The 22,999-nt window shown below is 73.0% G+C and carries 21 protein-coding genes; 9 read left to right on the top strand and 12 right to left on the bottom strand.

Annotated features, from left to right (window positions below; genetic code table 11):
* The gene (locus ABT369_RS33650; protein ID WP_350618022.1) at window positions 1-1,827 is read left to right on the top strand and encodes a tetratricopeptide repeat protein; all 1,827 of its coding nucleotides are present in this window, start codon (window positions 1-3) and stop codon (window positions 1,825-1,827) included.
* A gap of 52 nt (window positions 1,828-1,879) precedes the next feature.
* On the opposite strand, the gene ABT369_RS33645 is transcribed toward ABT369_RS33650, so the two are convergent.
* The 7 genes from ABT369_RS33645 to ABT369_RS33615 all read right to left on the bottom strand — a co-directional run bounded on the left by ABT369_RS33645 (window position 1,880) and on the right by ABT369_RS33615 (window position 9,023).
* Window positions 1,880-2,035: a DUF6131 family protein gene (locus ABT369_RS33645; RefSeq protein ID WP_223092164.1), complete on the bottom strand. Its 156-nt coding sequence runs from the start codon at window positions 2,033-2,035 to the stop codon at window positions 1,880-1,882.
* Window positions 2,036-2,115: 80 nt separating this feature from the next.
* Window positions 2,116-4,068 carry a vWA domain-containing protein gene (locus tag ABT369_RS33640; RefSeq protein WP_350618020.1) on the bottom strand — a complete coding sequence of 651 codons (1,953 nt, stop codon included), beginning with the start codon at window positions 4,066-4,068 and terminating at the stop codon, window positions 2,116-2,118.
* Between the two features lie 2 nt (window positions 4,069-4,070).
* Window positions 4,071-5,480: a sigma 54-interacting transcriptional regulator gene (locus ABT369_RS33635; protein ID WP_350618018.1), complete on the bottom strand. Its 1,410-nt coding sequence runs from the start codon at window positions 5,478-5,480 to the stop codon at window positions 4,071-4,073.
* A gap of 365 nt (window positions 5,481-5,845) precedes the next feature.
* Window positions 5,846-7,672 (bottom strand): MFS transporter, encoded by a 1,827-nt coding sequence (locus tag ABT369_RS33630; protein WP_502891850.1) that lies wholly within the window; start codon window positions 7,670-7,672, stop codon window positions 5,846-5,848.
* A 288-nt stretch (window positions 7,673-7,960) separates the two neighbouring features.
* Complete coding sequence (locus tag ABT369_RS33625) at window positions 7,961-8,338, bottom strand: hypothetical protein (protein ID WP_350618016.1); 378 nt, start codon at window positions 8,336-8,338, stop codon at window positions 7,961-7,963.
* Between the two features lie 146 nt (window positions 8,339-8,484).
* Window positions 8,485-8,781 carry a hypothetical protein gene (locus tag ABT369_RS33620; RefSeq protein ID WP_350618014.1) on the bottom strand — a complete coding sequence of 99 codons (297 nt, stop codon included), beginning with the start codon at window positions 8,779-8,781 and terminating at the stop codon, window positions 8,485-8,487.
* Window positions 8,778-9,023: a hypothetical protein gene (locus tag ABT369_RS33615; protein ID WP_350618012.1), complete on the bottom strand. Its 246-nt coding sequence runs from the start codon at window positions 9,021-9,023 to the stop codon at window positions 8,778-8,780. Before ABT369_RS33615 ends, ABT369_RS33620 begins: the two co-directional genes overlap by 4 nt.
* 80 nt (window positions 9,024-9,103) lie before the next feature.
* On the opposite strand from ABT369_RS33615, the gene ABT369_RS33610 reads away from it, so the two are divergent.
* Together ABT369_RS33610 and ABT369_RS33605 are read left to right on the top strand one after the other, a co-directional pair.
* Window positions 9,104-9,478, top strand: coding sequence for an FKBP-type peptidyl-prolyl cis-trans isomerase (locus ABT369_RS33610; RefSeq protein WP_350618010.1), 375 nt, complete (start codon window positions 9,104-9,106; stop codon window positions 9,476-9,478).
* Window positions 9,479-9,947: 469 nt separating this feature from the next.
* Window positions 9,948-10,607, top strand: coding sequence for an adenylate kinase (locus ABT369_RS33605; protein ID WP_350618008.1), 660 nt, complete (start codon window positions 9,948-9,950; stop codon window positions 10,605-10,607).
* A gap of 11 nt (window positions 10,608-10,618) precedes the next feature.
* Here the strand turns inward: ABT369_RS33605 and pgm are convergent, their stop codons facing one another.
* Window positions 10,619-12,250 carry a phosphoglucomutase (alpha-D-glucose-1,6-bisphosphate-dependent) gene (gene pgm, locus ABT369_RS33600; RefSeq protein WP_350618006.1) on the bottom strand — a complete coding sequence of 544 codons (1,632 nt, stop codon included), beginning with the start codon at window positions 12,248-12,250 and terminating at the stop codon, window positions 10,619-10,621.
* Between the two features lie 230 nt (window positions 12,251-12,480).
* Between pgm and ABT369_RS33595 the strand changes: the two genes are divergently transcribed.
* Window positions 12,481-12,996 (top strand): DinB family protein, encoded by a 516-nt coding sequence (locus tag ABT369_RS33595; RefSeq protein ID WP_350618004.1) that lies wholly within the window; start codon window positions 12,481-12,483, stop codon window positions 12,994-12,996.
* 239 nt (window positions 12,997-13,235) lie between these two features.
* Here ABT369_RS33595 and ABT369_RS33590 read toward each other — a convergent pair whose 3' ends face one another.
* Window positions 13,236-13,670 carry an SPW repeat protein gene (locus ABT369_RS33590; protein ID WP_350618002.1) on the bottom strand — a complete coding sequence of 145 codons (435 nt, stop codon included), beginning with the start codon at window positions 13,668-13,670 and terminating at the stop codon, window positions 13,236-13,238.
* Window positions 13,671-14,028: 358 nt separating this feature from the next.
* Here ABT369_RS33590 and ABT369_RS33585 point away from each other — a divergent pair, with 358 nt between their 5' ends.
* The gene (locus ABT369_RS33585) at window positions 14,029-16,962 is read left to right on the top strand and encodes a glycoside hydrolase family 48 protein (protein WP_350618000.1); all 2,934 of its coding nucleotides are present in this window, start codon (window positions 14,029-14,031) and stop codon (window positions 16,960-16,962) included.
* 62 nt (window positions 16,963-17,024) lie between these two features.
* Window positions 17,025-17,366 (top strand): MmcQ/YjbR family DNA-binding protein, encoded by a 342-nt coding sequence (locus tag ABT369_RS33580; RefSeq protein ID WP_350617998.1) that lies wholly within the window; start codon window positions 17,025-17,027, stop codon window positions 17,364-17,366.
* A gap of 20 nt (window positions 17,367-17,386) precedes the next feature.
* Here ABT369_RS33580 and ABT369_RS33575 read toward each other — a convergent pair whose 3' ends face one another.
* On the bottom strand, window positions 17,387-18,523 hold the full coding sequence (locus ABT369_RS33575; RefSeq protein WP_350617996.1) for an outer membrane protein assembly factor BamB family protein: 1,137 nt from the start codon (window positions 18,521-18,523) through the stop codon (window positions 17,387-17,389).
* Window positions 18,524-18,614: 91 nt separating this feature from the next.
* Here ABT369_RS33575 and ABT369_RS33570 point away from each other — a divergent pair, with 91 nt between their 5' ends.
* From ABT369_RS33570 to ABT369_RS33560, 3 genes are all read left to right on the top strand, one after another.
* Window positions 18,615-18,971: a YciI family protein gene (locus ABT369_RS33570; protein ID WP_350617994.1), complete on the top strand. Its 357-nt coding sequence runs from the start codon at window positions 18,615-18,617 to the stop codon at window positions 18,969-18,971.
* A complete protein-coding gene (locus ABT369_RS33565) occupies window positions 18,968-20,176 on the top strand; it encodes an RNA polymerase sigma factor (RefSeq protein WP_350617992.1) in 1,209 nt (402 codons plus the stop codon). The genes ABT369_RS33570 and ABT369_RS33565 overlap by 4 nt, the downstream gene beginning before the upstream one ends.
* A gap of 63 nt (window positions 20,177-20,239) precedes the next feature.
* Window positions 20,240-21,049: a polysaccharide deacetylase family protein gene (locus ABT369_RS33560; RefSeq protein ID WP_350618200.1), complete on the top strand. Its 810-nt coding sequence runs from the start codon at window positions 20,240-20,242 to the stop codon at window positions 21,047-21,049.
* Between the two features lie 34 nt (window positions 21,050-21,083).
* On the opposite strand, the gene ptsP is transcribed toward ABT369_RS33560, so the two are convergent.
* Both ptsP and ABT369_RS33550 read right to left on the bottom strand, forming a co-directional pair.
* On the bottom strand, window positions 21,084-22,724 hold the full coding sequence (ptsP, locus tag ABT369_RS33555) for a phosphoenolpyruvate--protein phosphotransferase (RefSeq protein WP_350617990.1): 1,641 nt from the start codon (window positions 22,722-22,724) through the stop codon (window positions 21,084-21,086).
* Complete coding sequence (locus ABT369_RS33550; protein ID WP_350617988.1) at window positions 22,717-22,995, bottom strand: HPr family phosphocarrier protein; 279 nt, start codon at window positions 22,993-22,995, stop codon at window positions 22,717-22,719. The genes ptsP and ABT369_RS33550 overlap by 8 nt, the downstream gene beginning before the upstream one ends.
* Window positions 22,996-22,999 lie beyond the last annotated feature (4 nt).

Here is a 22,999-nt window from a genome sequence, read left to right as displayed (position 1 = left end):
GTGACCGACGAGCAGCGCGACGACCCCACCGCGCAGGCCCACGGCGAGCTGTCCCTGGCCCGCATCGCGCTCGCCGACGGCGACCTCGAGCACGCGGCCGGTCACGTCGCCGGGGCGATCGCCTGGGCCCCCGGGCTGCCCGAGGTCCACGAGCTGCTCGCCGCCATCGCCGCCCGGGCCGGCGACGAGGGCGCGATCGCGCTGTTCCCGGTCGAGCAGCCCGCGTTCATCGGCGCCGTCGTCGCCCGCGCGCATCTGCAGGGCCGGCACGACCCGATGGGCGGGCTGCGGATGCTCGCCCAGGCCACCCGGTTCGAGCCCGCGCAGCCGTGGGCGGACGTGACCTGGGTGCGGGCCCTGGAGCCGCGCCGGCTCGACCCCGAGGACCTCGCCCGGCTCTTCGTCGCGGTGATGCCCGGCCTCGGCGACCCGGCCGCGGCGGAGGTGGCCCGGGCCAACGAGGTGTATCTCGACCTGGCCCGCCGCGCCTGCGCCGCGCACCCGGTCAGCGCGCTGCTGCACGGCGCCGGGGCCGGGCTGGCCCGCCGGTTCACCGCGCTGGTGCCGGGCGCGCTGGCCGAGGCGGTGCGGTGGGGAGCCCACGGGCACCGGCTCCGGCCCGACAAGCTCACCGCGGTGTGGTACGCCTACGCCCTCAAGGCCGACGGGCGCCTCGAGGCGGCCCTGCAGGTGATGCGGCAGGCGTGGCAGGCGCAGCCGGACGAGGTCGACCTGTGCGCGGACATGGCGAACTGGCTCGCCGAGGCCGGGCGCCTCGACGAGGCCCTGGCGCTGCTCGACGCCGCGATCCGCCACGCCCCGGACTACGACTGCGCGGTGCACACCGCGGCCCGGCTGCGCTTCCAGCGCGACGCCGACGTGCGCCACCTCGTGGGCCTGGTCGACTTCATGCGCGAGCACCCCGTCACCAGCCACGAGCACAGCGACCTCGACGGCGCCTGCCACGGCCGGTCCTGGCTGGGGATGGTCGACGGTCCCGCCGAGTCCGTCATCAACCTGCTGCACCAGATCCCGCGGGACGACCGGGCGATGGCGGGCACCGCGACCCTCTCGGCCCTGGAGGTGCCCAGCGCGCTGCGGGTCGTGCACCGGGAGCTGCCCGGGCTGCGGCTCACGATCGAGGGCCAGGCGCCGCCGGACATGGTGGCGCCGCAGCGGCCCGGAGGGCGGGTGCTGTGGGACTACGCGGGGCTGGTCGCGTCGCCCGCCGTACCGCCGCCGCAACCCCGCTCGCTCGAGCTGCTGCAGGGTGTCGTCTGGCCGTTCTGGCCCAACCCGGTGGCCGCCTACGACCACGCGCTGCCGCTGGGCCAGCTGCCCGCCGGCGAGCTCGTCGCCATGCTCGTGCACCCGCCGGCCGCGACCGACCAGCAGCTGCCGGACGGGGTGTGGGAGCGGGCGGCGCAGGCGTACTGCTGCCTCGGCCTGCTGCACTGCGAGGAGCTGCGGGCCGGCGCCGAGCCCGGCGACACCGCCCGGCCGCGGGAGCTGCTGACCGCGATCGCCTACGGCCTCGAGGACTGGACCACCGAGTCGGCGCTCTTCGCGCTCGTCGTGGCCGCGTGGCTGGATCCGGCCTGCCGCCCGGAGGTCCGCGACACGGTCGGCCGCCGCTTTCTCGCCGCGATGCAGCAGTCCCGGACGAGGGTCGTGACGATCCGCGAGTCCCTCGCCGCGCTCGTGCTGGCCACGCCTGACATGGTGCCGGAGCTGTCGGCCCTGGCCCGCGACCTGCTCAGCGACGACACACCGGTCGCGCCGCCGCCACCGCCGGCGAAGAAACGGCGCTGGTTCGGCCGCCGATGAACGACGAAGAGGGCCGGCTCAGCGCCGGCCCTCTTCTCGTCACGAACACGCATTACCAATAGTGTCGGCGGCCGGCGATCGGACGACCCACCGCGCCGAGAATCCACAGCACCGCGCCGACGATGAGCAGCACGATCCCGATCGTCTCGATGATGCCGACGTGCAGGAACAGGCCGACGAGGAACAGGATGAGACCTAGGACGATCATTTTGTCAGCTCCCGGGAGGAGTGGGGGTACCGATCTACGTTGATTTGAGTACCCCCACCACCCCGGTCGCCAAACACGAATCACCCGCGGCGCCCTCGGCGGGCGCGAATGTAGTCGGATACGACATACCGCCCGAGGTCGTCGGCGTCGGGCGTGAAGACCCGCCCGCCGTTGCGCCGGGCCACGGCGTCGACGAAGCGGCGCAGGCCCGGGTCCTCGCCGAGCATGAAGAAGTTCAGCACCGCCCCGTACCTCGTGAGCAGGTCGACCTCGTGCACGGTCGCGCGGACCGTGTCGCGGGTCGAGGGCCACATGAAGTACGAGCTGCCGTCCTCGAGCAGGTGCGCGGTCGGCTCGCCGTCGGTCACGACGAGGACGACCGGGTCCGAGGCCGGATGGCGGCGCAGGTGCCGGGCGGCCAGCTTGAGCGCGTGCTGCAGGTTGGTGCCCTGCACCATGTCGGGCTCGACGGCGGCCAGCTGCTCCTGGGAGAGCGTCGAGGCGTACCGCCCGAAGCCGATGATCTGCAGCGCGTCCTGCGGGAACCGGGTCGCCACCAGGTGCGACAGGGCCAGGGCGGCCTGCTTCATCGGGCCCCACCGGCCGTCGGCCATCATCGAGAACGACAGGTCGACGCAGAGCGCCACGGCGGCCGACACCCGCCGCTCGGTCTCGGCGATCTCGAAGTCCTCGACGTCCAGGCCGATCGGCAGGGTCGCGGCGCCGCCCGAGGCCTGCCGGCGCACGGCGTTGCCGATCGTGCGCACGACGTCCAGGGCCTGCTCGTCGCCGTACTGCCACCGCCGGGAGGCCCCGGTGAGCTCTCCGGCGGCGCCGGCGTCGCGCAGGTCGTGCTGGCCCTGGCGCCCGGCGTGCAGCTGTCCGAAGACGGTCCGCAGCGCGGTGCCGCCCAGCCGCCGCAGCGCCTTCGGGCTCAGGGTCAGCCCGTCGGCGCCCCGGGTCACCCAGCCCTGCCGGCGCAGCTGCTGCTCCAGCTCCCGCAGCCGCCGCACGTCGTCGGCGGCGGCCCGGCCGAGCTGACGCTCGACCGCCTCGACGTCCACGTCGTCCAGCGTCGCGCCGGGGTGCTCCTGACCGAGCTGGTCGAGCAGGTCGTCGAGGTCGCCGATCTCCTCCAGGGCCCCGGCGGCGTCGCCGTAGCCGAGGTCGTTCTCGCCGCGGACGCGCTCGCCGCGGCCCCAGTTGAGGTTGGGCCGCAGCGCCCGCAGGTTGTCGGTGAGCTCGGCGAACGCCCCGGCCATGTCGCCGAGCGACTGGGACATGAGGTCCTGCAGCTCGGCGCGCTGCTGCGGGCTCAGCGAGCGCATCAGCCGCTCCCCCGCCGCCGCCCGCCGGGCCAGGGCGTCGATCAGCTCGTCGACGTTGGCCGGCTTCTCCGGGAAGAAGTCGCCGTGGCGGTTCATGAACTCGGCGAACGCGTCGTCGGTGTTCTCGCCGCGGGCGTGCTTGGCCAGCAGCGCGTTGAGGTCCTGGAGCATCTCGCGCATCGCGGCCTGCGCCTCCGGGTCGCGCAGCGCCTGCTGCATGCCCTGGAAGCGCTGCTCGACGACCTCCTGGCGGAGCTGGTCGAGGATCTGGTCGTAGAGCTGCCGGGCCTCTGGGGACGTCCAGGTGTACTCGCTCAGCTCGGACACCGCTCTGGCCGTGGAGCGCGGCAGCGCGTCGAGCTGCGCCTCCGCGAATCTGGCGTCGTCGGTGTCGAGCCGCGCGAGGGCGTCGCGCTCCTCCGCGAGGGCCTGGTCGAGCAGCTGCTGGGCCCGGGTCACGGCCCCGTCGAGCTGGCCCCGGCGCATGGCCTCGCGGCGCATCCGCCGGGCCCGGGCGAGCAGGTCGTCGAGGCCCCGCCCGCCCTGGGGACCGCGGCGCAGGAGGTTGCGCAGGGCGTCGCGCAGGCTCCCGCCCTCCAGCACCTCCTGGCCGACCTGGTCGACGGCGGCCCGCACGTCGTAGGGCGGGGCGAGCGGGTCCGGCCCGCCGCGCCACGCCCCGTAGCGGAACCTGTTGTGGCGCAAGATCAGCCTCCGTAGACGGTGCGGCCGTCGTCGGTGAGGTCCTTCGACAGCCGCCGGGTCAGGTGCAGCCCCTCCAGCGTGAACTCGACGCCGGCGGCGGCCTCACCGCGGCTGGGCGCGTCGCCGAGCCCGAGCCGGTCGAGCACCTTGGCCAGCCCCGGCACGGTGCCGACCTGCCGCAGGATGTCGTCGGCGCCGGCGAGGTCGCCGGTCTCGATGACCGCGCCCTCGGCGACGAGGTCGGTGAAGGCGGACAGGTCGAGGCCCGCGAGCCGGCCGCGGAAGGTCTCCGCGGTCGCCGTGCGCAGCAGGTGCGCGAGGATCTCGATCTCCCGGCCCTCCTCGCCGCTGTCGAACTCGACCTTGCCGCGCAGGGTCGACGTCACCGACTCGGTGTCGCCGATGCGCGCGACCGGCACGTCCTCGCGCAGCAGCCCGGCCCGGCGCAGCGCCGACGCGGAGACGGTCTCGGCGGCGGCGATGGCGAAGCGGGCGGAGACGCCGGAGCGGGCGTCGACCGACGGGGACTCGCGCACGGCCCGGGTGAAGCGCGCCAGGACCTCGATGATGTGGTCGGGGACCTGGGCGACGAGCTGGGCCTCCTGGCGTACGAGATCCATCTCCAGCTCGAGGTCCAGCGGGTAGTGCGTGCGGATCTCGGCCCCGAACCGGTCCTTGAGCGGCGTGATGATGCGCCCGCGGTTGGTGTAGTCCTCGGGGTTCGCGCTCGCCACGAGCATGATGTCCAGCGGCAGCCGCAGCTGGTAGCCGCGCACCTGGATGTCGCGCTCCTCGAGCACGTTGAGCAGCGACACCTGGATGCGCTCGGCCAGGTCCGGCAGCTCGTTGACGGCGAAGATGCCCCGGTTCGTGCGCGGCACGAGTCCGAAGTGGATGGTCTCGGGGTCGCCGAGGGTCCGGCCCTGCGCGACCCGGATCGGGTCGACGTCGCCGATCAGGTCGCCGACGCTCGTGTCGGGGGTGGCGAGCTTCTCGCCGTACCGCACCGAACGGTGAATCCAGTCGACCGGCAGCTCGTCACCGGCCTCCGCGGCAAGCCGGCGCGAGGCGGGCGTGATGGGCTCGAAGGGGTGCTCGTTGAGCTCCGAGCCGGCGATGACCGGCGTCCACTCGTCGAGCAGGGAGATCAGGCCGCGGATGACCCGGGTCTTGCCCTGGCCGCGCTCGCCGAGAAGCACGAGGTCGTGGCCGGCCAGGATGGCGCGCTCGAGCTCGGGCAGGACGGTGTCGTCGTAGCCGACGATGCCGGGGAAGCGCGGCTCGCCGGAGCGCAGCCGCTCGAGGAGGTTCTCGCGGAGCTCCTCCTTCACGGTGCGGAAGCGGTGGCCGCTCGCCCGGAGCTCGCCTGCCGTGCGGGGAAGGTCCAGGGGCTGGTCTGGCGTCACTGTCACATCACCGAACCCTAGCGCGCCGTACCGCGTTTGTGCGGCGTCCCGCCATCTGGCGCGTGCCCGCCCTTGCCCCAGCGGCGCGGCCCGGCCGGTTACCCCGGGCTGGTGCCCCCTCCGGCCGGGCGCCGCCGGTTACCCGCGGCCGGTTCGGGCCGGCCGCCGCCACCAGCCGCGCCGCGCGAGGCTGTCCCGGTTCGGGCCGGCCGCCGCCACCAGCCGCGCCGCGCGAGGCTGTCCCGGTTCGGGCCGGCCGCCGCCACGAGCGCGGTCGTTGCGTTCTGCCTCGCGACGCGGCGCCGTGGTTCGCATCCTGATTCACGGCCTGGTTTATTCCACTGGCGCGAGCGCCTCCCCCGCGCCGGCGATCAAGTCCTCATCGTGACGTCCCGGCTCGCCGGCTCGGCATCCGGATCCGCGGACGGCGCCGACGTCAACGGCGGCAGGTGCCGCAGCATCCGCAACGACACCACGGCCAGCACGACCAGCACCACCGCACAGACCCCGGCCACCACGTGCAGCCCCGAGGTGGACGCGTCTCGAGCCGCGACCAGCACCCGCTCCCCCAGCGCACCGGGCAGACTCCCGGCCGCGGCCGACGCCGCCGTCACGTTGTCCCGGACTCCGGCCGCAACACCCCCCGGCACCCCCGCGGGCACCTGGACGAGCGCCCGGTAGACCGCGGTGCCGAGGCTCCCGAGCAGCGCAATCCCGAGCGCGTACCCGAACTCACCGCTCACCTCGTTCAACGCCCCCGCCGAGCCCGCCCGCTCCGGCGGAGCCGACCCGAGCACGATCCCGGTGGCGAGCGTGACCATCGGCCCCATCCCGAGATTGGTGACAATGAACGCGCAGATGATCGGCAACGGCCCGGCATCGGCGGGAATGAACACGACGAGCGCCACGCCCACCGCCGACAGCAGCAGCCCGCCCGCGATGAGCCGCCCCTGCCGCACCCGCCGTGCGAGCAGCGGCGAGACCTGGAAACTCGCCGCGGTGGCGATCGCGGCGGGGAGGATCCACAGGCCGGCGTTCCGCGGTGACAGCCCGTCGACGACCTGTAGGTGCTGGGTGATGAAGACCATCATGGCGCCGGTGAGCATCGTGCCGATGAACATGCCGCCGAGCGCGGTGGCGAATGCCCGGTCCCGGAACAGCCGCAGATCGAGCAACGGCTCCCGCCGCGCGCTGCGAACCGCTCGGCCTCGGCCCCCGGCGACTCGGCCTCGGACCCCGGCGACGCCATCGCGAGTCAGGCCCCGGCCGGCGACGCCATCGCGAGCCGGGCCCCGGCCGGCGACGCCATCGCGAGCCGGGCCCCGGCCGGCGACGCCATCGCGAGCCGGGCCCCGGCCGGCGACGCCATCGCGAGCCGGGCCAGCGACGCCATCGCGAGCCGGGCCCCGGCCGGCGACGGCGCTCGAGGCGGCGGCGTGGGACCGGTCGCTGCTGGCCCCGAGGGCGATCTGCCGGCGGACGAACACCACGGCCAGGGCGATCCCGGCGATCAGGGCCACGACCGGCAGCGGCCGCAAGCCGCCGCGCGCGAGCTCCTTGACGCCGTAGACGAACGGCAGAATCGCCGCCAGCGACAGCCCGACGCTCGGCAGATCGAACCGGCCCGCACCCGGGTGACGCTGCTCGGGCAGCAGCAGCGGCCCGAGGATCAGCAGCAGAAGCATCGGCGGTACCCCGAGCAGGAACGCCGACCCCCACCAGAAGTGTTGCAACAGCAATCCACCGACGACCGGCCCGATGATCGCGCCGCTCATGAAGCAGACCATCCACACCCCGATGGCCAGCCCGCGGCGCCGAGGGTCCGGAAAGAGCCCGCTGATCAGCGCCAACGCCGATGGCGCAAGGGTCGCACCGGCGATGCCGAGGCCGGCTCGGGCGGCGATGAGCATGAGCGGCCCTGTGCTGTACGCGGCCACGATCGACGCCGCCCCGAACGCCGCCGCGCCGAGCAACAGCAACCGCCGCCGCCCGATCCGATCGCCGAGCGTCCCCATGGTGATCATGAAGCCGGACAGGAGGAATCCGTAGACGTCGAGGATCCACAGCTGCTCGGTACTACTCGCGTGCAGGTCGGCGCCGATGCGGGGCATCGCGAGGAGCAGCACGAACACGTCGATCGAGACCAGGAGGGCGGGCAGGGCCAGCACGGCGAGGCCCAGCCAGGGCGAGCGCTTCATCATGCCAATCGGTCGGAGGCGCATCGCGGGATTCGACACGGCCGCCGAAATTCCCGATATCCGCTGCCGCTGTCACCGGTCTGCGCGGGGCTTGAGCGGCCGAAGCACCGCCACCGTGCCGCGAAGAGTTGTCGCCACCGCGCCGCTTAGCACCAGTCTGCGGTCGGAGTGCCACCGTGACCCACCGTGACGCGAAGAGTTGTCGCCACCGCGCCGCTCAGCACAAGCCTGCCGTCGGAGTGCCACCGTGACCCACCGTGACGCGAAGAGTTGCCGCCACCGCACCGCTCAGCACAAGCCTGCCGTCGGAGTGCCACCGTGACCCACCACGTCGCCGTTGCGCCACCGTGGCACGCCATGCCGCCGTCGCGCCACCGCCAAGACGTCGCCCTGCGGAAGCAATGCACCCTGCCGGCGGAGCAATGCACGCTGCTGTCGGAGTGGCACTGCGGCCCACCATGCCGCGGTCGCGCCACCATCATGCTCCGCCGAAGCACCGCCGCGCCGGCTTAAAGCATCACCATGCCGGAGCACCGCCGCCCTGCCGTCGAAGCGCCCGCAGATCACGACCGTCGCCATCGCCATCGCCGTCGCCATCGCCGCCGCCGCCATCGCCGTCGCCATCGCCGCCGCCGCCGCCGTCGCCATCGCCATCGCCGTCGCCATCGCCGCCGACCGGATTATCGATTATTGAATTACCGGTTATTGGTAATCCGCTAATTCGAGGGTCGTCGCTCTGCGTAACCAAAGCGGCCTACGAGCCGGGAACAGAGAGCGCCCCCAGGCGGGAAACGCCCCGTCCACCATCATTGTCAATCCTGGAAGCGCACGTCCAGCCACGACGTGAAGCCGTGCCAGGTGGCGGTTGGGTCATGGCGCCGGTAGTACTCGCCCGCGGCCTCGCTCCCCAAGCGGACCACCGCCCCAACAGCACACGCGATCACCGCCGTCACCGTGATGCCCTGCTGCGCCGAGTACCACAAGGGGAGCAACGACTGGAGATGATCCAACTGTTGCTGATTGTCCGGCAGCAGCACCGCGTCGGGGCTGTAGACGACTCCGAGCAGCAAAGAGACGGTCACGAGCAGCAATGTCCAGCGCACGATCATGGGGGTGTACGGAGTCCGCCTCGGTACCGCCATCGCGTGCCCGACAGCAGCGTTCCCAACCCGGTGGCCAGGATCGTCGCGCCGGTCAGGTGCACGTAGACGGCCTCGATGACCATGGCCTCGATGCGCGTCCACGGGCCTAGCGCCTCGACCAGGCCGCCGTATCTCACCAGCAGGAACCCCGCCGCGGCGGCCTGGCCGAGCTCCAGCGCGGCGCACGCCGTCACCAGTCGGAAAGCCACCCGCACGGGATGCACACGCCGACGGTACGACGGGATAGGGCAGGATGGAGTCGACGTTTCGTAACGAAGGAGTCAAGCGCATGACCCTGAGCAAGCCTGAAGTGACGCTGCCCGACGGTCCGCCGCCCGCCGATCTGGTCATCGAGGACATCACTGTGGGTGATGGGCCGGAGGCCGTAGCCGGTCAGCAGGTGAGTGTCCACTATGTCGGCGTGTCGCTGTCGACCGGCAAGGAGTTCGACGCCTCCTGGAACCGCGGGGGTGCCTTCGAGTTCGGCCTCGGTCGCGGTCAGGTCATCACCGGCTGGGACCGTGGCGTGGCCGGCATGCGCGTCGGCGGGCGTCGCAAGCTCGTCATCCCGCCGCACCTGGGCTACGGCGACCGCGGCGCGGCCGGCGTGATCAAGCCCGGCGAGACGCTGGTGTTCGTCGTGGACCTGCTCGGCACCAGGTGAGCTAGGCCGAAGCCGCCAGGCCGACGAGCCCAAGCGAGGTCACCGCACAAAGGCAAAGGCGCCAAAGCCAACAAACCAGGCGAATGAGCCGGGCGACCGAACCGAGCGAAGCAAAAAGGCGAAGCAGCCAGGCAAGCGAGCCGAAGGCGCCGAATCAAGGCGAACGCAAAGCCACCGGAAGGGCAACAACCGCCGGAGGCAGCGCGAAAAGCCCGCCGAAACCGCACAACACCGGCCGAACGACAACCACGGACGAAATCCCGTCGATCGGCCCACAACACGCGAACCGCGAGAACGCCAGGCGGCCAACGCGAGCACCAGCGACCGCATTCCCGGCTGGCGGGACAAAATTCCCACAGCCGGGCATGCGGAAATTCACAGCCGTCCCACAGCACACACCGCAGATCGAGATGCGATGCTGGACCATCGGCGGCGGGCCGATGAGCGGGGCATACGAAGGGGTGTGCAGATGACGATGCAGTCGGCGGCACCGCGGTCGAAGCGGATCCTCATGGTGGGAGCACCGGGCGCCGGAAAAGGCACCCAGGCCAACGCGATCGCGAAGCAGTTCGGGATCACGCACATCGCGAGCGGTGATCTGCTGCGCAAACACATCGCGGACGGCACGACCATCGGCAAGACCGTCGAGGACATCGTCAACAAGGGCGAGCTGGTCCCGGACGCCGTCATCATGGACATGCTGCGCAAGCCGGTGATGGCCGCGAGCGAGACCGGCGGCTACGTGCTCGACGGGTTCCCGCGCACGGTCGAGCAGGCCGAGGCCGCGTACCGTACCGCCGGCTCCCTCGGCGTCGGCGTCCAGATCGCCGTGCACCTCGACGTGCCCGAGGAGGAGCTCATCCGCCGCATGCTGGAGCGGGCCCGCGGCGCCGACGACACCGAGGACGTGATCCGGCACCGGATCAAGGTCTACGAGGAGAAGACCCGCCCGCTGCTGGAGTACTACTCCTCCCGCGAACTGCTCATCCAGGTCAACGGCGCGCGTCCGGTGTCCGAGGTGACCTGGTCGATCGTCGTGCAGCTCCAGCGCGCCCTGAAGCGCCCGAACACGCACACCAGCGGCACCGCGCACAAGAACCAGGCCACCGCCGACAAAGCGGTGGCCTGACCGCAGGCGTCCTACGAGGCCAGGGCCGCGGACACCACGCCCTGCGCCTCGGACTGGATCTCGGCGAGATGCTCGGGGCCCTTGAAGGACTCCGCGTACACCTTGTAGACGTCCTCGGTGCCGGACGGGCGGGCAGCGAACCATCCGGACTCCGTGACGACCTTCAGCCCACCGATGGCGGCCCCGTTCCCCGGGGCCGCCGTCAGTTTCGCGGTGATCGGCTCGCCGGCGAGCGACGTGGCCGAGACCTGCGAGGGCGACAGCTTCCCGAGCACCGCCTTCTCCTCCCGCGAGGACGCGACGTCGAGCCGCGCGTACGCCGGCTCCCCGTGCCGCCCCACCAGGTCCCGGTAGTGCTCCGACGGCGTCCGCGACGTGCGCGCCAGGATCTCCGACGCGAGCAGGCACAGCAGGATGCCGTCCTTGTCGGTGGTCCACACCGACCCGTCGCGCCGCAGGAACGACGCCCCCGCGCTCTCCTCGCCGCCGAACGCGACCGACCCGTCCAGCAGCCCGGGCACGAACCACTTGAAGCCGACGGGCACCTCGATCAGGGTCCGCCCGAGATCCGCGGCCACCCGGTCGATCATCGAGGACGACACCAGGGTCTTGCCGATCGCCGCGCTCGACGGCCAGCCCGAGCGGTTGCGGTACAGATAATCGATCGCGACCGCGAGGAAGTGGTTGGGATTCATGAGCCCCGCGTCGGGCGTGACGATCCCGTGACGGTCCGCGTCCGCGTCGTTGCCGGTGGCGACCTGATACTCGGAGCGCCGCCCGATGAGCGAGGCCATCGCGTTCGGTGACGAGCAGTCCATCCGGATCTTGCCGTCCCAGTCGAGCGTCATGAACCCGAACGCCGGGTCGACCACGGGGTTGACGACGGTCAGGTCGAGCTTGTAGCGCTCCCCGATGTACGCCCAGTAGGCGACGCTCGCCCCGCCGAGCGGATCGGCGCCGATGCGCACCCCCGACGCGGCGATCGCGTCGAGGTCGATGACGGAGCCGAGGTCATCGGCGTAGGACGCCAGGAAGTCGTACCGCTGCGTCGTCTCCGCCTCCAGCGCCCGCGCATAGGTGACCCGCTCGACCCCGGCCAGGCCGCCGCGCAGCAGCTCGTTCGCGCGGTCCTGGATCCACTTGGTGACGTCGGTGTCGGCCGGCCCTCCGTTGGGCGGGTTGTACTTGAAGCCGCCGTCCTCGGGCGGGTTGTGCGACGGGGTGACCACGACGCCGTCGGCGCCCCGGTGCCGGTTCGTGAGGATCGCGTGCGACACCGCCGGCGTGGGCGTGAACCCGTCCCGGCTGTCGATCAGCACCGTCACCCCGTTGGCCGCGAACACCTCGAGCGCACTCACGGTCGCGGGCTCCGACAGCGCGTGGGTGTCGCGACCCAGGAAGAGCGGGCCACTGTACCCCTGGGAAGCCCGATAGTCGCAGATCGCCTGGCTGGTGGCGACGATGTGGTCCTCGTTGAACGAGCCGCGCAGGCTCGAACCGCGGTGACCGGAGGTGCCGAACGCGACCTGCTGGGCGGGGTCGGCCGGGTCGGGGTGGACGGCGTAGTAGCTGGTGATGAGCCGCGGCACGTCGACGAGGTCGGAGCGCTGCGCCGGCTGCCCTGCGCGGGGATGGACGGACATGGGCAATACGTTGCCACGTGGCGCCCCGGCGCACACAACGGACGCCCCCGCCGACGCCCACAAAGACCCGGGGCACACAACGGACGTCCCCGCCACCGCCCACAAAGGCCCGGCGCGCACAACGGACGCCCTCGCGCCACCGCCCACAAAGGCCCGGCGCACACAACGGACGCCCGCGCCACCGCCCACAAAGCAGCGAGGCGGGACGACCGCGGTCATAGGATCAGCTCATGACCTGGGTCGCACCGCCACCACCGCCGTTCGGCGGCTCGCTCGTCGCCGACGAGCGCACGCTCCTCGAGGGCTGGCTCGACTGGCAGCGCGCCGTGCTCGTCGGCAAGTGCACGGGCCTGACCGGCGCCGAGCTCGCCGAGCCGTCCGTGCCGCCCTCGACGATGTCCCTGCTCGGCCTCGTGCGCCACCTCACCGACGTCGAGCGGGAATGGTTCCACGGCCGCTTCCACGGGCGCCCGGTCCAGTACACCTATCGCCGCCCCGACTCGAAGGACGCCGCGTTCGACGGGGCCGATCCGGCCCACGCCGAGCGGGACTACACCAGGCTGATCGACGAGTGGCGCTCCTCGCGGGCCTCGGTGGCCGGCAGCCGGCTGGACGACGCGTTCGAGGACGACCTGCGCGGGCCGATGTCACTGCGGGCGGTGTACCTGCACCTCATCCAGGAGTACGCGCGCCACAACGGCCACGCGGATCTGCTGCGCCAGCGCATCGACGGCGAGACCGGCTGAACGAGACCGGGCACCGCCCGGGGAGGGCCGGGCGTGGGCAGGACTGCGCGAGACCGGCCACTGCCCGGGGAGGGCCGGGCGCGTCCGGGCGTGGGCAGGGCTGCTCGGGCCGGGCACCGCCCGGGCAGAGCCGTGCGAGACCCGGGCACGGCCCTGCTCGGGCAGGGCCCGGCCCGAGCAGGGCCGTGCCCGAGGCCGACTGGGCCCGCGGCGGGCGGGCCCAGCCTGACCGTCGTCCGTCATCCTTTCCGGCGGGTCACCATCCCCGGCCGCATCGCGGCCAGCCCGAGGCAGACCGTGATCACGCCGATCACGACGTTGCTCGCGATCGTGCCGCCCGTGGCGTAACCGCGCTGGATGACCCACGGTGCGACGATCGTCCACACGCCGAGCACCACCGGCACCCACGCCAGGCCGTGCGAACGGCCATAGGCGACGGCGAAACTGAACGCGAGGACAGCGATCGCGATGCCGCAGATGAAGTTGTTGACGGACAGGTTCGCCTCGAAGGGCGAGAACCCCACCACCCACGGGGACACCGTGAGGTAGAGCCCCGCGAGCACCAGGGCACCGTCGGTCACGCGCGCGGCGGGTGTCTCCGACACCTGGTCGTAGTGGGCGCGCAACTCGGCGATGTCCGGATGCCCCTCGAGGTCTGCGATGGGTCGGACCATGACGACCCCCTTCCGGTCGGATGAGGGAGGACTAACCCGAAACCTGTGGAACTAACACCGCGGGGCGGCCGAACTATCAGCGGACCGGACGCGGCGGGGCGGCGCTGCAGACGCCCTGCTCCGCCGCGTCCGGCTGGTTTCGCGTGGGAGCCGCGAGTGGGGGTTCGGCATCACCTCCATGGGGGTCGATGGGTGCGGTGACCCTAGCGCCGCTTGTCCCGGGAGCGCTCCCATGCCAGAATCCTCGTCACCTCGCGGATGGGAGCCGCCGGGGCACTGCCAGCAATGCCGTTGCCACCCAACGCCATTGCGCTTCGTAGTGCCCGCCCCCCGGTTCGTAACTTTCACGAGGAGCGAGATGTCCACACCCCAACGCGGGCCGAAACGCCGGCTCCGCGCTTTGGCCGTCGGCGCGCTGATCGCCGGCAGCTTTATTGCCCTGCCGGCCGGCACCGCCCATGCCGCGACCGGCTGCTCGGTGGTGTACACCGTGCGCAGCCAGTGGCCGACCGGCTTCACCGGCGACCTGGTCGTCACCAACCTGGGTGACGCCCTGACGAGCTGGAACGTCACCTGGACCTACGCGGGTAACCAGACCGTCACGCAGAGCTGGAACGGCGACTTCACCCAGTCCGGCAAGAACGTGACGATCAAAAACGCCGCCTGGAACGGAAGCCTGCCCTCGGGCGGGACGGTCAACCCCGGATTCAACGCCAACTACAGCGGCACGAACACGAACCCGACGAGCTTCTCGCTCAACGGCACCCCGTGCACCGGCCCGAACACGGCCCCGACGGTGTCGCTGACCGCCCCGGCGGCCAACACGCGCTACTCGGCGCCGGCCTCGATCGCGATGACGGCGTCGGCCACCGACCCGGACACGGGCGACTCGATCGCGAAGGTCGAGTTCTACCACGACGGCCTGCTGCTGGGCACCGACACCACCGCGCCGTTCACCTACAACTGGACCGGCGTGCCGGCCCAGACGGCGGCGTACAGCCTGCAGGCGAAGGCCTACGACAGCAAGGGCGCGGTGGGCACCTCCACCGCGGTGCCGGTCTTCGTCGACCCGGTCACCGGGCCGTCGATCGTCGCGACGCCCACCACGCTGACGGTGCCCGAGGGCGGTTCCACCCCGCTGTCGGTCAAGCTCAACCAGGCGCCCACGTCGAACGTGACGGTGGCGGTCGCCCGCACCGGGGACACCGACATCACCGTCGCGCCCGCGTCGCTGACCTTCACCACCGCGAACTGGAACACCGCGCAGACGGTGACGGTCTCGGCGGCGCAGGACGCGGACTCGACCAACGGCACGGCGACGCTCACCCTCAGCGCCAGCGGCTGGACCTCGGCCACCGTCAGCGCGATCGAGAGCGACGACGACGTGGCCGGCGGCGTCTACGTGCAGCGCTTCCTGGAGCAGTACAACAAGATCCACGGCAACGGGTACTTCTCCTCGGAGGGCGTGCCCTACCACGCGATCGAGACGCTCGTCGTCGAGGCGCCCGACTGGGGCCACGAGACGACCTCGGAGGCGTTCAGCTTCTGGATCTGGATGGAGGCGCAGTACGGCCGCGTGAAGGGTGACTGGGCCCCGTTCAACAAGGCCTGGGACACGATGGAGAAGTACATCATCCCGACCCACGCCAACCAGACGACCGGCGGCTACAACCCGAACGACCCGGCCGACTACGCGCCGGAGGCCGACCAGCCCAGCCTGTACCCGCAGCAGGGCGGCCACCTCGACTCGTCCATCAAGGTCGGCGTCGACCCGCTGTACAACGAGCTCGTCTCGACGTACGGCAACTCCGACGTGTACGGCATGCACTGGATCGAGGACGTCGACAACGTCTACGGCTACAGCTCCTGCACGCCGGTGGCCGGCTCGAAGGTGTCGTTCATCAACACCTACCAGCGCGGCCCGCAGGAGTCGGTGTGGGAGACCGTCGCCCACCCGTCCTGCGAGACGTTCGCCTACGGCGCCAAGCAGAACGGCGGCTACCTGCCGCTGTTCATCGACGGCACCCCGGCGAAGCAGTGGCGCTACACCAACGCCCCCGACGCCGACGCCCGCGCGGTCGAGGCGGCCTACTGGGCGCTGCAGTGGGCCACGGCCCAGAACAAGCAGGCCGACGTGGCGGCGACCGTCGCCAAGGCGGCGAAGATGGGTGACTACCTGCGCTACGCGATGTACGACAAGTACTTCAAGAAGCCGGGCTGCACCTCGGTCAGCTGCGCGGCCGGCACCGGCAAGGACTCCGCGGCCTACCTGATGTCGTGGTACTACGCCTGGGGCGGCGACGCGGGCGGCCAGTGGGCGTGGCGCATCGGTTCCAGCCACAACCACCAGGGCTACCAGAACCCGCTCGCGGCGTGGGCGCTGTCCAACGTCTCGGCGCTGACCCCGAAGTCCCCGACCGCGAAGGCCGACTGGCAGACCAGCCTCGGCCGCCAGCTCGAGTTCTACCAGTGGCTGCAGTCGTCCGAGGGCGCCTTCGCCGGCGGCGCGACGAACAGCTGGGGCGGCAACTACTCGGCCCCGCCGGCCGGCACGCCGACGTTCTACGGCATGGCCTACGACGTGCAGCCGGTGTACCACGACCCGCCGTCGAACCAGTGGTTCGGCTTCCAGGCCTGGTCGATCGAGCGCGTGGCGGAGTACTACTACGCCACCGGCGACGCCAAGGCCAAGACGATGCTCGACAAGTGGGTCAGCTGGGCGATCGCGAACACGACGTTCTCCTCGAACGGCGACTTCCAGATCCCGGACACCCTGTCCTGGACCGGCGCCCCGGCCACCTGGAACCCGTCCAGCCCGGCCGCGAACACCAACCTGCACGTCTCGGTCGTGAGCAAGGGCACCGACGTCGGCGTGGCCGCCGCGTACGCGCGGCTGCTGACCTACTACGGCGCCAAGGCGAACAACACCTCGGCGAAGACGACGGCCAAGAAGCTGCTGGACGGCATCTGGCTGCACACCGACTCGCAGGGTGTCGGCATCCCGGAGACCCGGACCGACTACAACCGCTTCGACGACGTGTGGTCCTCGTCCAACCAGCAGGGCCTGTACATCCCGTCGGGCTACAGCGGCGTCATGCCCAACGGTGACGTGATCGCCCCCGGCAAGTCCTTCCTGGACATCCGCTCCTTCTACAAGAACGACCCGAACTGGCCGGCCGTGCAGTCGTACCTCAACGGCGGCTCGGCCCCGACGTTCACGTTCCACCGGTTCTGGGCCCAGTCCGACATCGCCATGGCGATGGCCGACTACGGCCTGCTGATCGGCAGCTGACGCAAGGGGCGCCCCGTCGCGAGGCGGGGCGCCCACCCGTGCGCGGCGCTAGGCTGACCGGCGTGACCCGTGACGAGCTGCTCGCGCACTGCCTGGCCAAGCCCGGCGCCTGGGAGGACCAGCCGTGGGAGGGCGACGTGGTGGCGAAGGTCGGGCCCAAGATCTTCGCGTTCGTCGGCTCGGAGTCCGTCGGGGTCAAGTGCGCGCCGAGCCGTGAGGCGGCCGACGAGTGGCTGCACCGGTACCCCGACGACGCCTCCGTCATGGCGTACATCGGCCGCTCCGGCTGGAACACGCTGCGCCTCGGCGGTGCCATTCCCGACGAGGAGATCTTCGAGGTCGTCGACGAGTCCTACCGCTGGGTCGTGTCGAAGCTGCCGAAGAAGGACCGCCCCGCTCTGTGAGCGCCGTGAGCGCCGGGGGCTCAGAGGTCGTAGGCGGTGAGCGTGTTCCCGGCGGCCACGCACAGCCGCGAGCCCGACCCGGCGAGCCTGAACGCGTTCGGCTCGTCGAGCTGCGTGTCGCGCTGCCCGGTGACCGGGTCGACGACCGCCACCCCGTCCGTCGTCGCCACGAACACCCGGTCGCCGGCGGCGATGATGTCGGCGAAGTCCCAGTCGAAGTTCCACCGCTCGGATCCGTCGGCCGGGTCGAGGCCGGTCAGCGTGCCGTCCTCGTGCACCGCGACGATCCCGCGCCCGGTCAGCAGCGGCGCGCCGTCGGCCAGGAAGCCGCCCGGGGCGTCGTACTGCCAGCGCGCCTGCCCCGACGCGGCGTCGAAGGCGTGCACGGACTCGTTGCGGTACAGGTAGTCGTCGTCGACGTAGCGCATCCCGAGCGCCACCACGAGCGGCCCGAGCACCACCGGGCGCCCGAACACGTGCCCCTCCGGCGCCGCCACGCCCCACTTGCGCGCCCCGGTCGCCGCGTCGTGGGCGGCGAGCTCGCGCGCGGCGGCGAAGATCGTGCCGCCCGCGGCGAGCAGGTCGAACGGGCCGTCGCCGGCCTGGACCGGCTGCCGCCACGCGTCCGCCGGGCCGGAGAAGCCGAGCAGGCCGCGGCCGCCCGAGCCGTCAGTGCCACCAGGACCGTCGGCGACCGTCACGACCGTGCCCTGCTCGGTGAGGACCAGATCGCCGACGTACCCCGCGAACGCCCGCCGCCAGCGTTCCGTGCCGTCGCCGAGGGCCGCCACGCGGACCTGGCCGGCGCCGCCCTCCTGGGTGCGCAGCACGAACCCGTCCCCGGCGATCCGGACCGGCGCGTCCCCGGCCCGGCTGGTCTGCACCGTGTTGCGGCCAAGGTCCTGCTGCCACCGCACCTTGCCGTCGCCGGTCCCGTAGGCGGTCAGCGTCCGGCCCAGGGCGAGCAGCGTGTCGCCGGTGAGCAGCAGCGCGTCGGGCTCGTCGGGCAGCGGCACCCGCCAGCGCCGCCCGGTCGACACGGCCCCGGGCACGGCCGGGCCGTGGTCGTCGCGGAAGCCGTACCACGCCACGGCACCCCCGACCGCGAGCGCTCCGGCCCCGGCGGTCGCGGCCCGCAGGAAGGTGCGGCGGTTCATCGGGCGATCGTACGGCCGCCCGCGCGTCGAATCCGCGCCGCCCCGTTCGTCGTCTCCGTGACCGCAACCGTTCGAGGATGGGATGCAGAACATGGCGAAGTACCTCCTGCTGATCTACGGCGACGAGCAGCGCTGGGACGCCGAGACCGCCGCGGAGCGCGCGGCGAAGGACGCCGGGCACCGCGCGTTCGCCGCCGCGGCCGGCCCGGGCCTGGTCAGCGGCCACGAGCTCGAGACGACCGCGACCGCGACGACGCTGCGCTCGTCCACCGGCGAGCGGCCCACGCCGACGGACGGGCCGTTCCTGGAGACGAAGGAGGCCATCGGCGGCTTCTACGTCATCGAGGCCCCCGACCTCGACGCGGCGCTGAGCCTCGCGTCACGGCTGCCGGAGCTGACGTCCGGGCACGGCGGGGTGGAGATCCGCCCGATCGTGGATCACGGGTGACGGTCGCCGAGGCCGTGGAGCGGGCCCACCGTGAGGAGTGGGCCCGCGTCCTGGCCGCGACCGCCCGGTTCACCCGCGACCTCGACCTCGCCGAGGAGTGCGTCCAGGACGCGTACGCCCGGGCGCTGGACACCTGGCCCGAGGCCGGCGTGCCCGAGCGGCCCGGCGCCTGGCTGACCACGGTCGCCCGCAACCGGGCGCTGGACCGGCTGCGCCGCGAGTCGCACCTGCGCCGGATGCTGCCGCTGCTCGTCACCGACGAGGTCGCCCCGCCCGCCGACGACCGGCTCGGCCTCGTGCTCATGTGCTGCCACCCGGCCCTGTCCCGCGACGCCCAGGTCGCGCTCACGCTGCGGCTGGTCGGCGGGTTGTCCACGGCCGAGGTCGCGCGGGCGTACCTGGTACCGGAGCCGGCCATGGCCGCCCGGATCACGCGCGCCAAGCGCAAGATCGCCGCGGCCCGGATCCCGATGCGCGTCCCCGGGCCCGGGGAGCTGCCGGACCGGGTCGCGGCCGCGTGCGAGGTCGTCCACCTCGTCTACACGACCGGACACACCGCCCCCGGCGGCCCCGGGCTGCAGCGCACCGACCTGGCCGACGGGGCGCTGGCGATCGCGCGGATGCTGCGCCTGCTGCTGCCCCGCGACGCCGAGGTGGCCGGCCTGCTCGCGCTCCTGCTGCTCCTCGACGCCCGCCGGGACGCCCGCACCGCCGCCGACGGGCGCATGCTGCTGCTGGCCGAGCAGGACCGCACGCGGTGGGACGCCGGCCGCATCGCCGAGGGCACCGCGCTGCTCGGCGAGGCCCTGCGCCGGCCGCCGACCCGGTGGGCCGTGCAGGCCGCGATCGCCGCGGTCCACGCGGAGTCCCCGAGCTGGGAGGCGACCGACTGGTCCGAGATCTGCGGGCTGTACGACGTGCTGCTCTCGCTGTGGCCCTCGCCCGTCGTGCGGCTCAACCGGGCCGTCGCGCTCGGCTTCCGCGACGGGCCCGCGGCCGGGCTCGCCGCGCTGGAGCCGCTGCTCGCCGAGCCCGCCCTCGCCGGGTACGGCTACCTCGCCGCCGCCCGCGCGGACTTCCTGCGCCGGCTCGGCCGCACCGCCGACGCGGCCCTGGCCTACGAGGAGGCGATCGCACTCACCCTGAATGATGTCGAGCGCGCATTTCTGACTCGGCGCCTCGCGGGGCTGCGGAGCAACGGATAATCGTCACGAAACGTCTGGTTCAGTGCACGGTGCACCAACCCCGACGGAGGAGCCTTGACGAGCATGTCCCGCCGCCGCCTGATCGGCGCCGGCCTGGCCACGGTGGCGACCGGCCTCCTCGCGAGCGATGCCATCGCCCTGCAGCGGACGCCCGCGAACATGGCGATGTCGCCGCCGCCGGCCCTGCGCCCGCCACCGGCGAAGCCGTCGCCCTCCCCCAGCCCGTCGCCGACCCTGGCGCCGCTGAGCCGTCCGGTGTACACGCTCAAGGAGTTCCGCCAGGTCGTCCCCGGCCCGGACTTCCCGCCCAACGCCGTGGCCCTCACCATCGACGACGGGCCCCACCCGGCCTGGACCCCCGAGGTGCTGCGGCTGCTCGAGCGCTACCACGTGCAGGCCACGTTCTGCCTGATCGGCAACCAGATCCTCGGCCACGAGGCGGTCGCCCGCAGCGTCGTCGCGGCCGGCCACCACGTCGCCAACCACACGTGGAGCCACCCGGGCCAGCTGTCCACCATGGCGCCCGACCGCGTCCAGCAGGAGCTCGACCGCGCCCAGGAGAAGATCCACGACTCCACGGGACACACGCCCACTATCTTCCGCGCGCCCGGCGGCACCTGCTCCCCGGCCGTCTTCGGCGCCGCCGCGAAGGGCGGGATGATCCCGGTCAACTGGGACCGTGACCCCCGCGACTGGACCAAGCCGGGCACGTCCGCGATCACGAACAAGCTGCTCGCGGCGACCGCGGGCGACATCCTGCTGTGCCACGACGGCGGCGGCGACCGCTCCCAGACGTGCGCCGCGCTGCGCACCGTGATCCCGGCGCTCCAGGCCCGCGGGCTGCAGTTCGTCCTGCTGGGCGCCCAGCCCTGAGAAGGTGGGGCCGGGCGCCCCTGGTGCCCCGGGTTCAGCTGGAGGCGCGGCGGACGGCGGCGCGGGCCGCCTCGGGCGTGTCGGCGGCCAGCGCGGCCTTGGCGATCTGCCGGCACTCCTCGAGCGTGTGCGCGGCCAGGGACTCGCGCACGGCCGGGATGCTGCGCGGGGCCATCGACAAGCTGGAGATGCCCAGCCCGGTGAGGACCAGCGCGAAGTCCGGGTCGGCCGCGGACTCCCCGCACACGCCGACCGGCTTGCCGGCCTCGAGGCCCGCCGCGGCGCAGGCGGCGATGAGCGCGATCAGCGCCGGCTGCCACGGGTCGAGCAGCTCCGCGAGGTCACCGGCCATCCGGTCGGCGGCGAAGGTGTACTGACTCAGATCGTTCGTCCCGAGGCTCAGGAAGTCCACGTCGCGCAGGATCGACGGGGCCCGCAGCGCGGCCGCCGGCACCTCGATCATCACGCCGGCCGTGGGCAGGCCGTGCGCGCGGCACGCGTCGGCGAACGCGGCGGCCTCGGCGGCGGTCGCGACCATCGGCGCCATCACCCACACCTCGGCGCTGTTCGCGGCCGCGGCGGTGGCGATCGCGGCGAGCTGGGTGGCGAGCACCTCCGGCGAGCGGCGGGCGACCCGCAGGCCGCGCACGCCCAGGGCCGGGTTCGGCTCGTCGGCCATGCGCAGGAACGGCAGGGGCTTGTCGGCGCCGGCGTCCAGGGTGCGCACCACGACCTTCTTGCCGGGCAGGGCCGCGAACACCGCGGAGTACGCCGCCACCTGCTCCTGCTCCGAGGGGGCGTCGGTGCGGTCGAGGTACAGCAGCTCCGTGCGGAACAGCCCGACGCCCTCGGCGTCGCTCGTCAGGTCGCGGGCCGAGCCGACGTTGCCCAGCAGCGCGACCGCGTGCCCGTCGGCGGTGCGGCCCGGGCCCTGCGAGGCGGCGCGGCGGCTGCGCAGCTCGGCGGCCGCGGCGTTGACGGCCGCCGCCTCCGCCTCCGTCACGCCCACCGACACGGTGCCGGACGTGCCGTCGAGCGCGACGAGCGTCAGGTCGGCCACGCCGGCGATGCCCGTGCAGCGCACCGCGGCCGGGATGCCCAGGGTGCGGGCCAGGATCGCGGTGTGGCTGGTCGGGCCGCCCTCGGCGGTGACCAGGCCGAGCACCACCGCCGGGTCCAGGCCCGCGGTGTCGGCCGGGGCCAGGTCCCGCGCGACGAGGATGAACGGGTGCCCCGGCGACGGGATGCCCGGCATCGGCAGCCCGAGGCAGGCGGCGACGAGCCGGTCGCGCAGGTCGTCGAGGTCGCTGATGCGCTCGGCGAGGTATCCGCCGGCCGCCTCGAACGCCGCCCGGTGCTCGGCCAGGGCCGCGGCGAGGGCGTGCGGGGCGGCCGAGCCGGCGTCGATCGCCGCGTCGGCCGCGTCGGTCAGCATCTCGTCGGTGGCCATGAGCACCTGGGCCCGTAGCACCTCGGCGACGGTGTCCTCGGCCGCGGCGTCGGCGCGGCGGTTCAGCTCCGCCGCGACCGCCTCGACCGCGGCGCGCACCCGCGCCTTCTCCGCCCCGGCGTCGGCGACGGGCGAGGGCGCGGGCAGCGCGGGCGGGGGCGCCAGGTGCAGCACCGGGCCGGCCGCGTGGCCCGGGCTCACCCCGATCCCGGACAGGTCAGGCATCGGGGGCGTCCAGGTCGCGGGCGAGCAGCTCGGCCAGCGCGTCCAGGGCGGCCTCGGCCCCGTCGCCGTTGGCCTCGAGGGTCACTTCCGTGCCCTGCTTGGCGCCGAGGGACAGCACCCCCAGCATGCTACGGGCCGGGACCGGCTTCTTGGCCCCGTTGGTGCTGATGGTCACCGGCACGGCCTGCTTCGCCGCGGCGGCGACGAACAGGGCGGCGGGGCGGGCGTGCAGGCCGCTGGCCGAGCCGACGACGACGGTCCTGGTGGGCACGACT

The organism is Dactylosporangium sp. NPDC000244 (assembly GCF_040300725.1).
GTDB lineage: Bacteria > Actinomycetota > Actinomycetes > Mycobacteriales > Micromonosporaceae > Dactylosporangium.
This window is presented reverse-complemented; position numbering and strand designations above follow the sequence as displayed.

What these genes read in the sequence shown, in the direction of transcription:
- ABT369_RS33610 (WP_350618010.1), top strand. Translation starts at nt 9,104, where the DNA reads ATGACCCTGAGCAAGCCTGAAGTGACGCTGCCCGACGGTCCGCCGCCC.
- ABT369_RS33575 (WP_350617996.1), bottom strand. Translation starts at nt 18,523, where the DNA reads ATGAACCGCCGCACCTTCCTGCGGGCCGCGACCGCCGGGGCCGGAGCG.
- ABT369_RS33645 (WP_223092164.1), bottom strand. Translation starts at nt 2,035, where the DNA reads ATGATCGTCCTAGGTCTCATCCTGTTCCTCGTCGGCCTGTTCCTGCAC.
- ptsP (WP_350617990.1), bottom strand. Translation starts at nt 22,724, where the DNA reads ATGCCTGACCTGTCCGGGATCGGGGTGAGCCCGGGCCACGCGGCCGGC.
- pgm (WP_350618006.1), bottom strand. Translation starts at nt 12,250, where the DNA reads ATGTCCGTCCATCCCCGCGCAGGGCAGCCGGCGCAGCGCTCCGACCTC.
- ABT369_RS33560 (WP_350618200.1), top strand. Translation starts at nt 20,240, where the DNA reads ATGTCCCGCCGCCGCCTGATCGGCGCCGGCCTGGCCACGGTGGCGACC.
- ABT369_RS33590 (WP_350618002.1), bottom strand. Translation starts at nt 13,670, where the DNA reads ATGGTCCGACCCATCGCAGACCTCGAGGGGCATCCGGACATCGCCGAG.
- ABT369_RS33625 (WP_350618016.1), bottom strand. Translation starts at nt 8,338, where the DNA reads ATGGCGACGGCGATGGCGATGGCGACGGCGGCGGCGGCGGCGATGGCG.
- ABT369_RS33620 (WP_350618014.1), bottom strand. Translation starts at nt 8,781, where the DNA reads ATGATCGTGCGCTGGACATTGCTGCTCGTGACCGTCTCTTTGCTGCTC.
- ABT369_RS33605 (WP_350618008.1), top strand. Translation starts at nt 9,948, where the DNA reads ATGACGATGCAGTCGGCGGCACCGCGGTCGAAGCGGATCCTCATGGTG.
- ABT369_RS33595 (WP_350618004.1), top strand. Translation starts at nt 12,481, where the DNA reads ATGACCTGGGTCGCACCGCCACCACCGCCGTTCGGCGGCTCGCTCGTC.
- ABT369_RS33570 (WP_350617994.1), top strand. Translation starts at nt 18,615, where the DNA reads ATGGCGAAGTACCTCCTGCTGATCTACGGCGACGAGCAGCGCTGGGAC.
- ABT369_RS33585 (WP_350618000.1), top strand. Translation starts at nt 14,029, where the DNA reads ATGTCCACACCCCAACGCGGGCCGAAACGCCGGCTCCGCGCTTTGGCC.
- ABT369_RS33630 (WP_502891850.1), bottom strand. Translation starts at nt 7,672, where the DNA reads ATGAAGCGCTCGCCCTGGCTGGGCCTCGCCGTGCTGGCCCTGCCCGCC.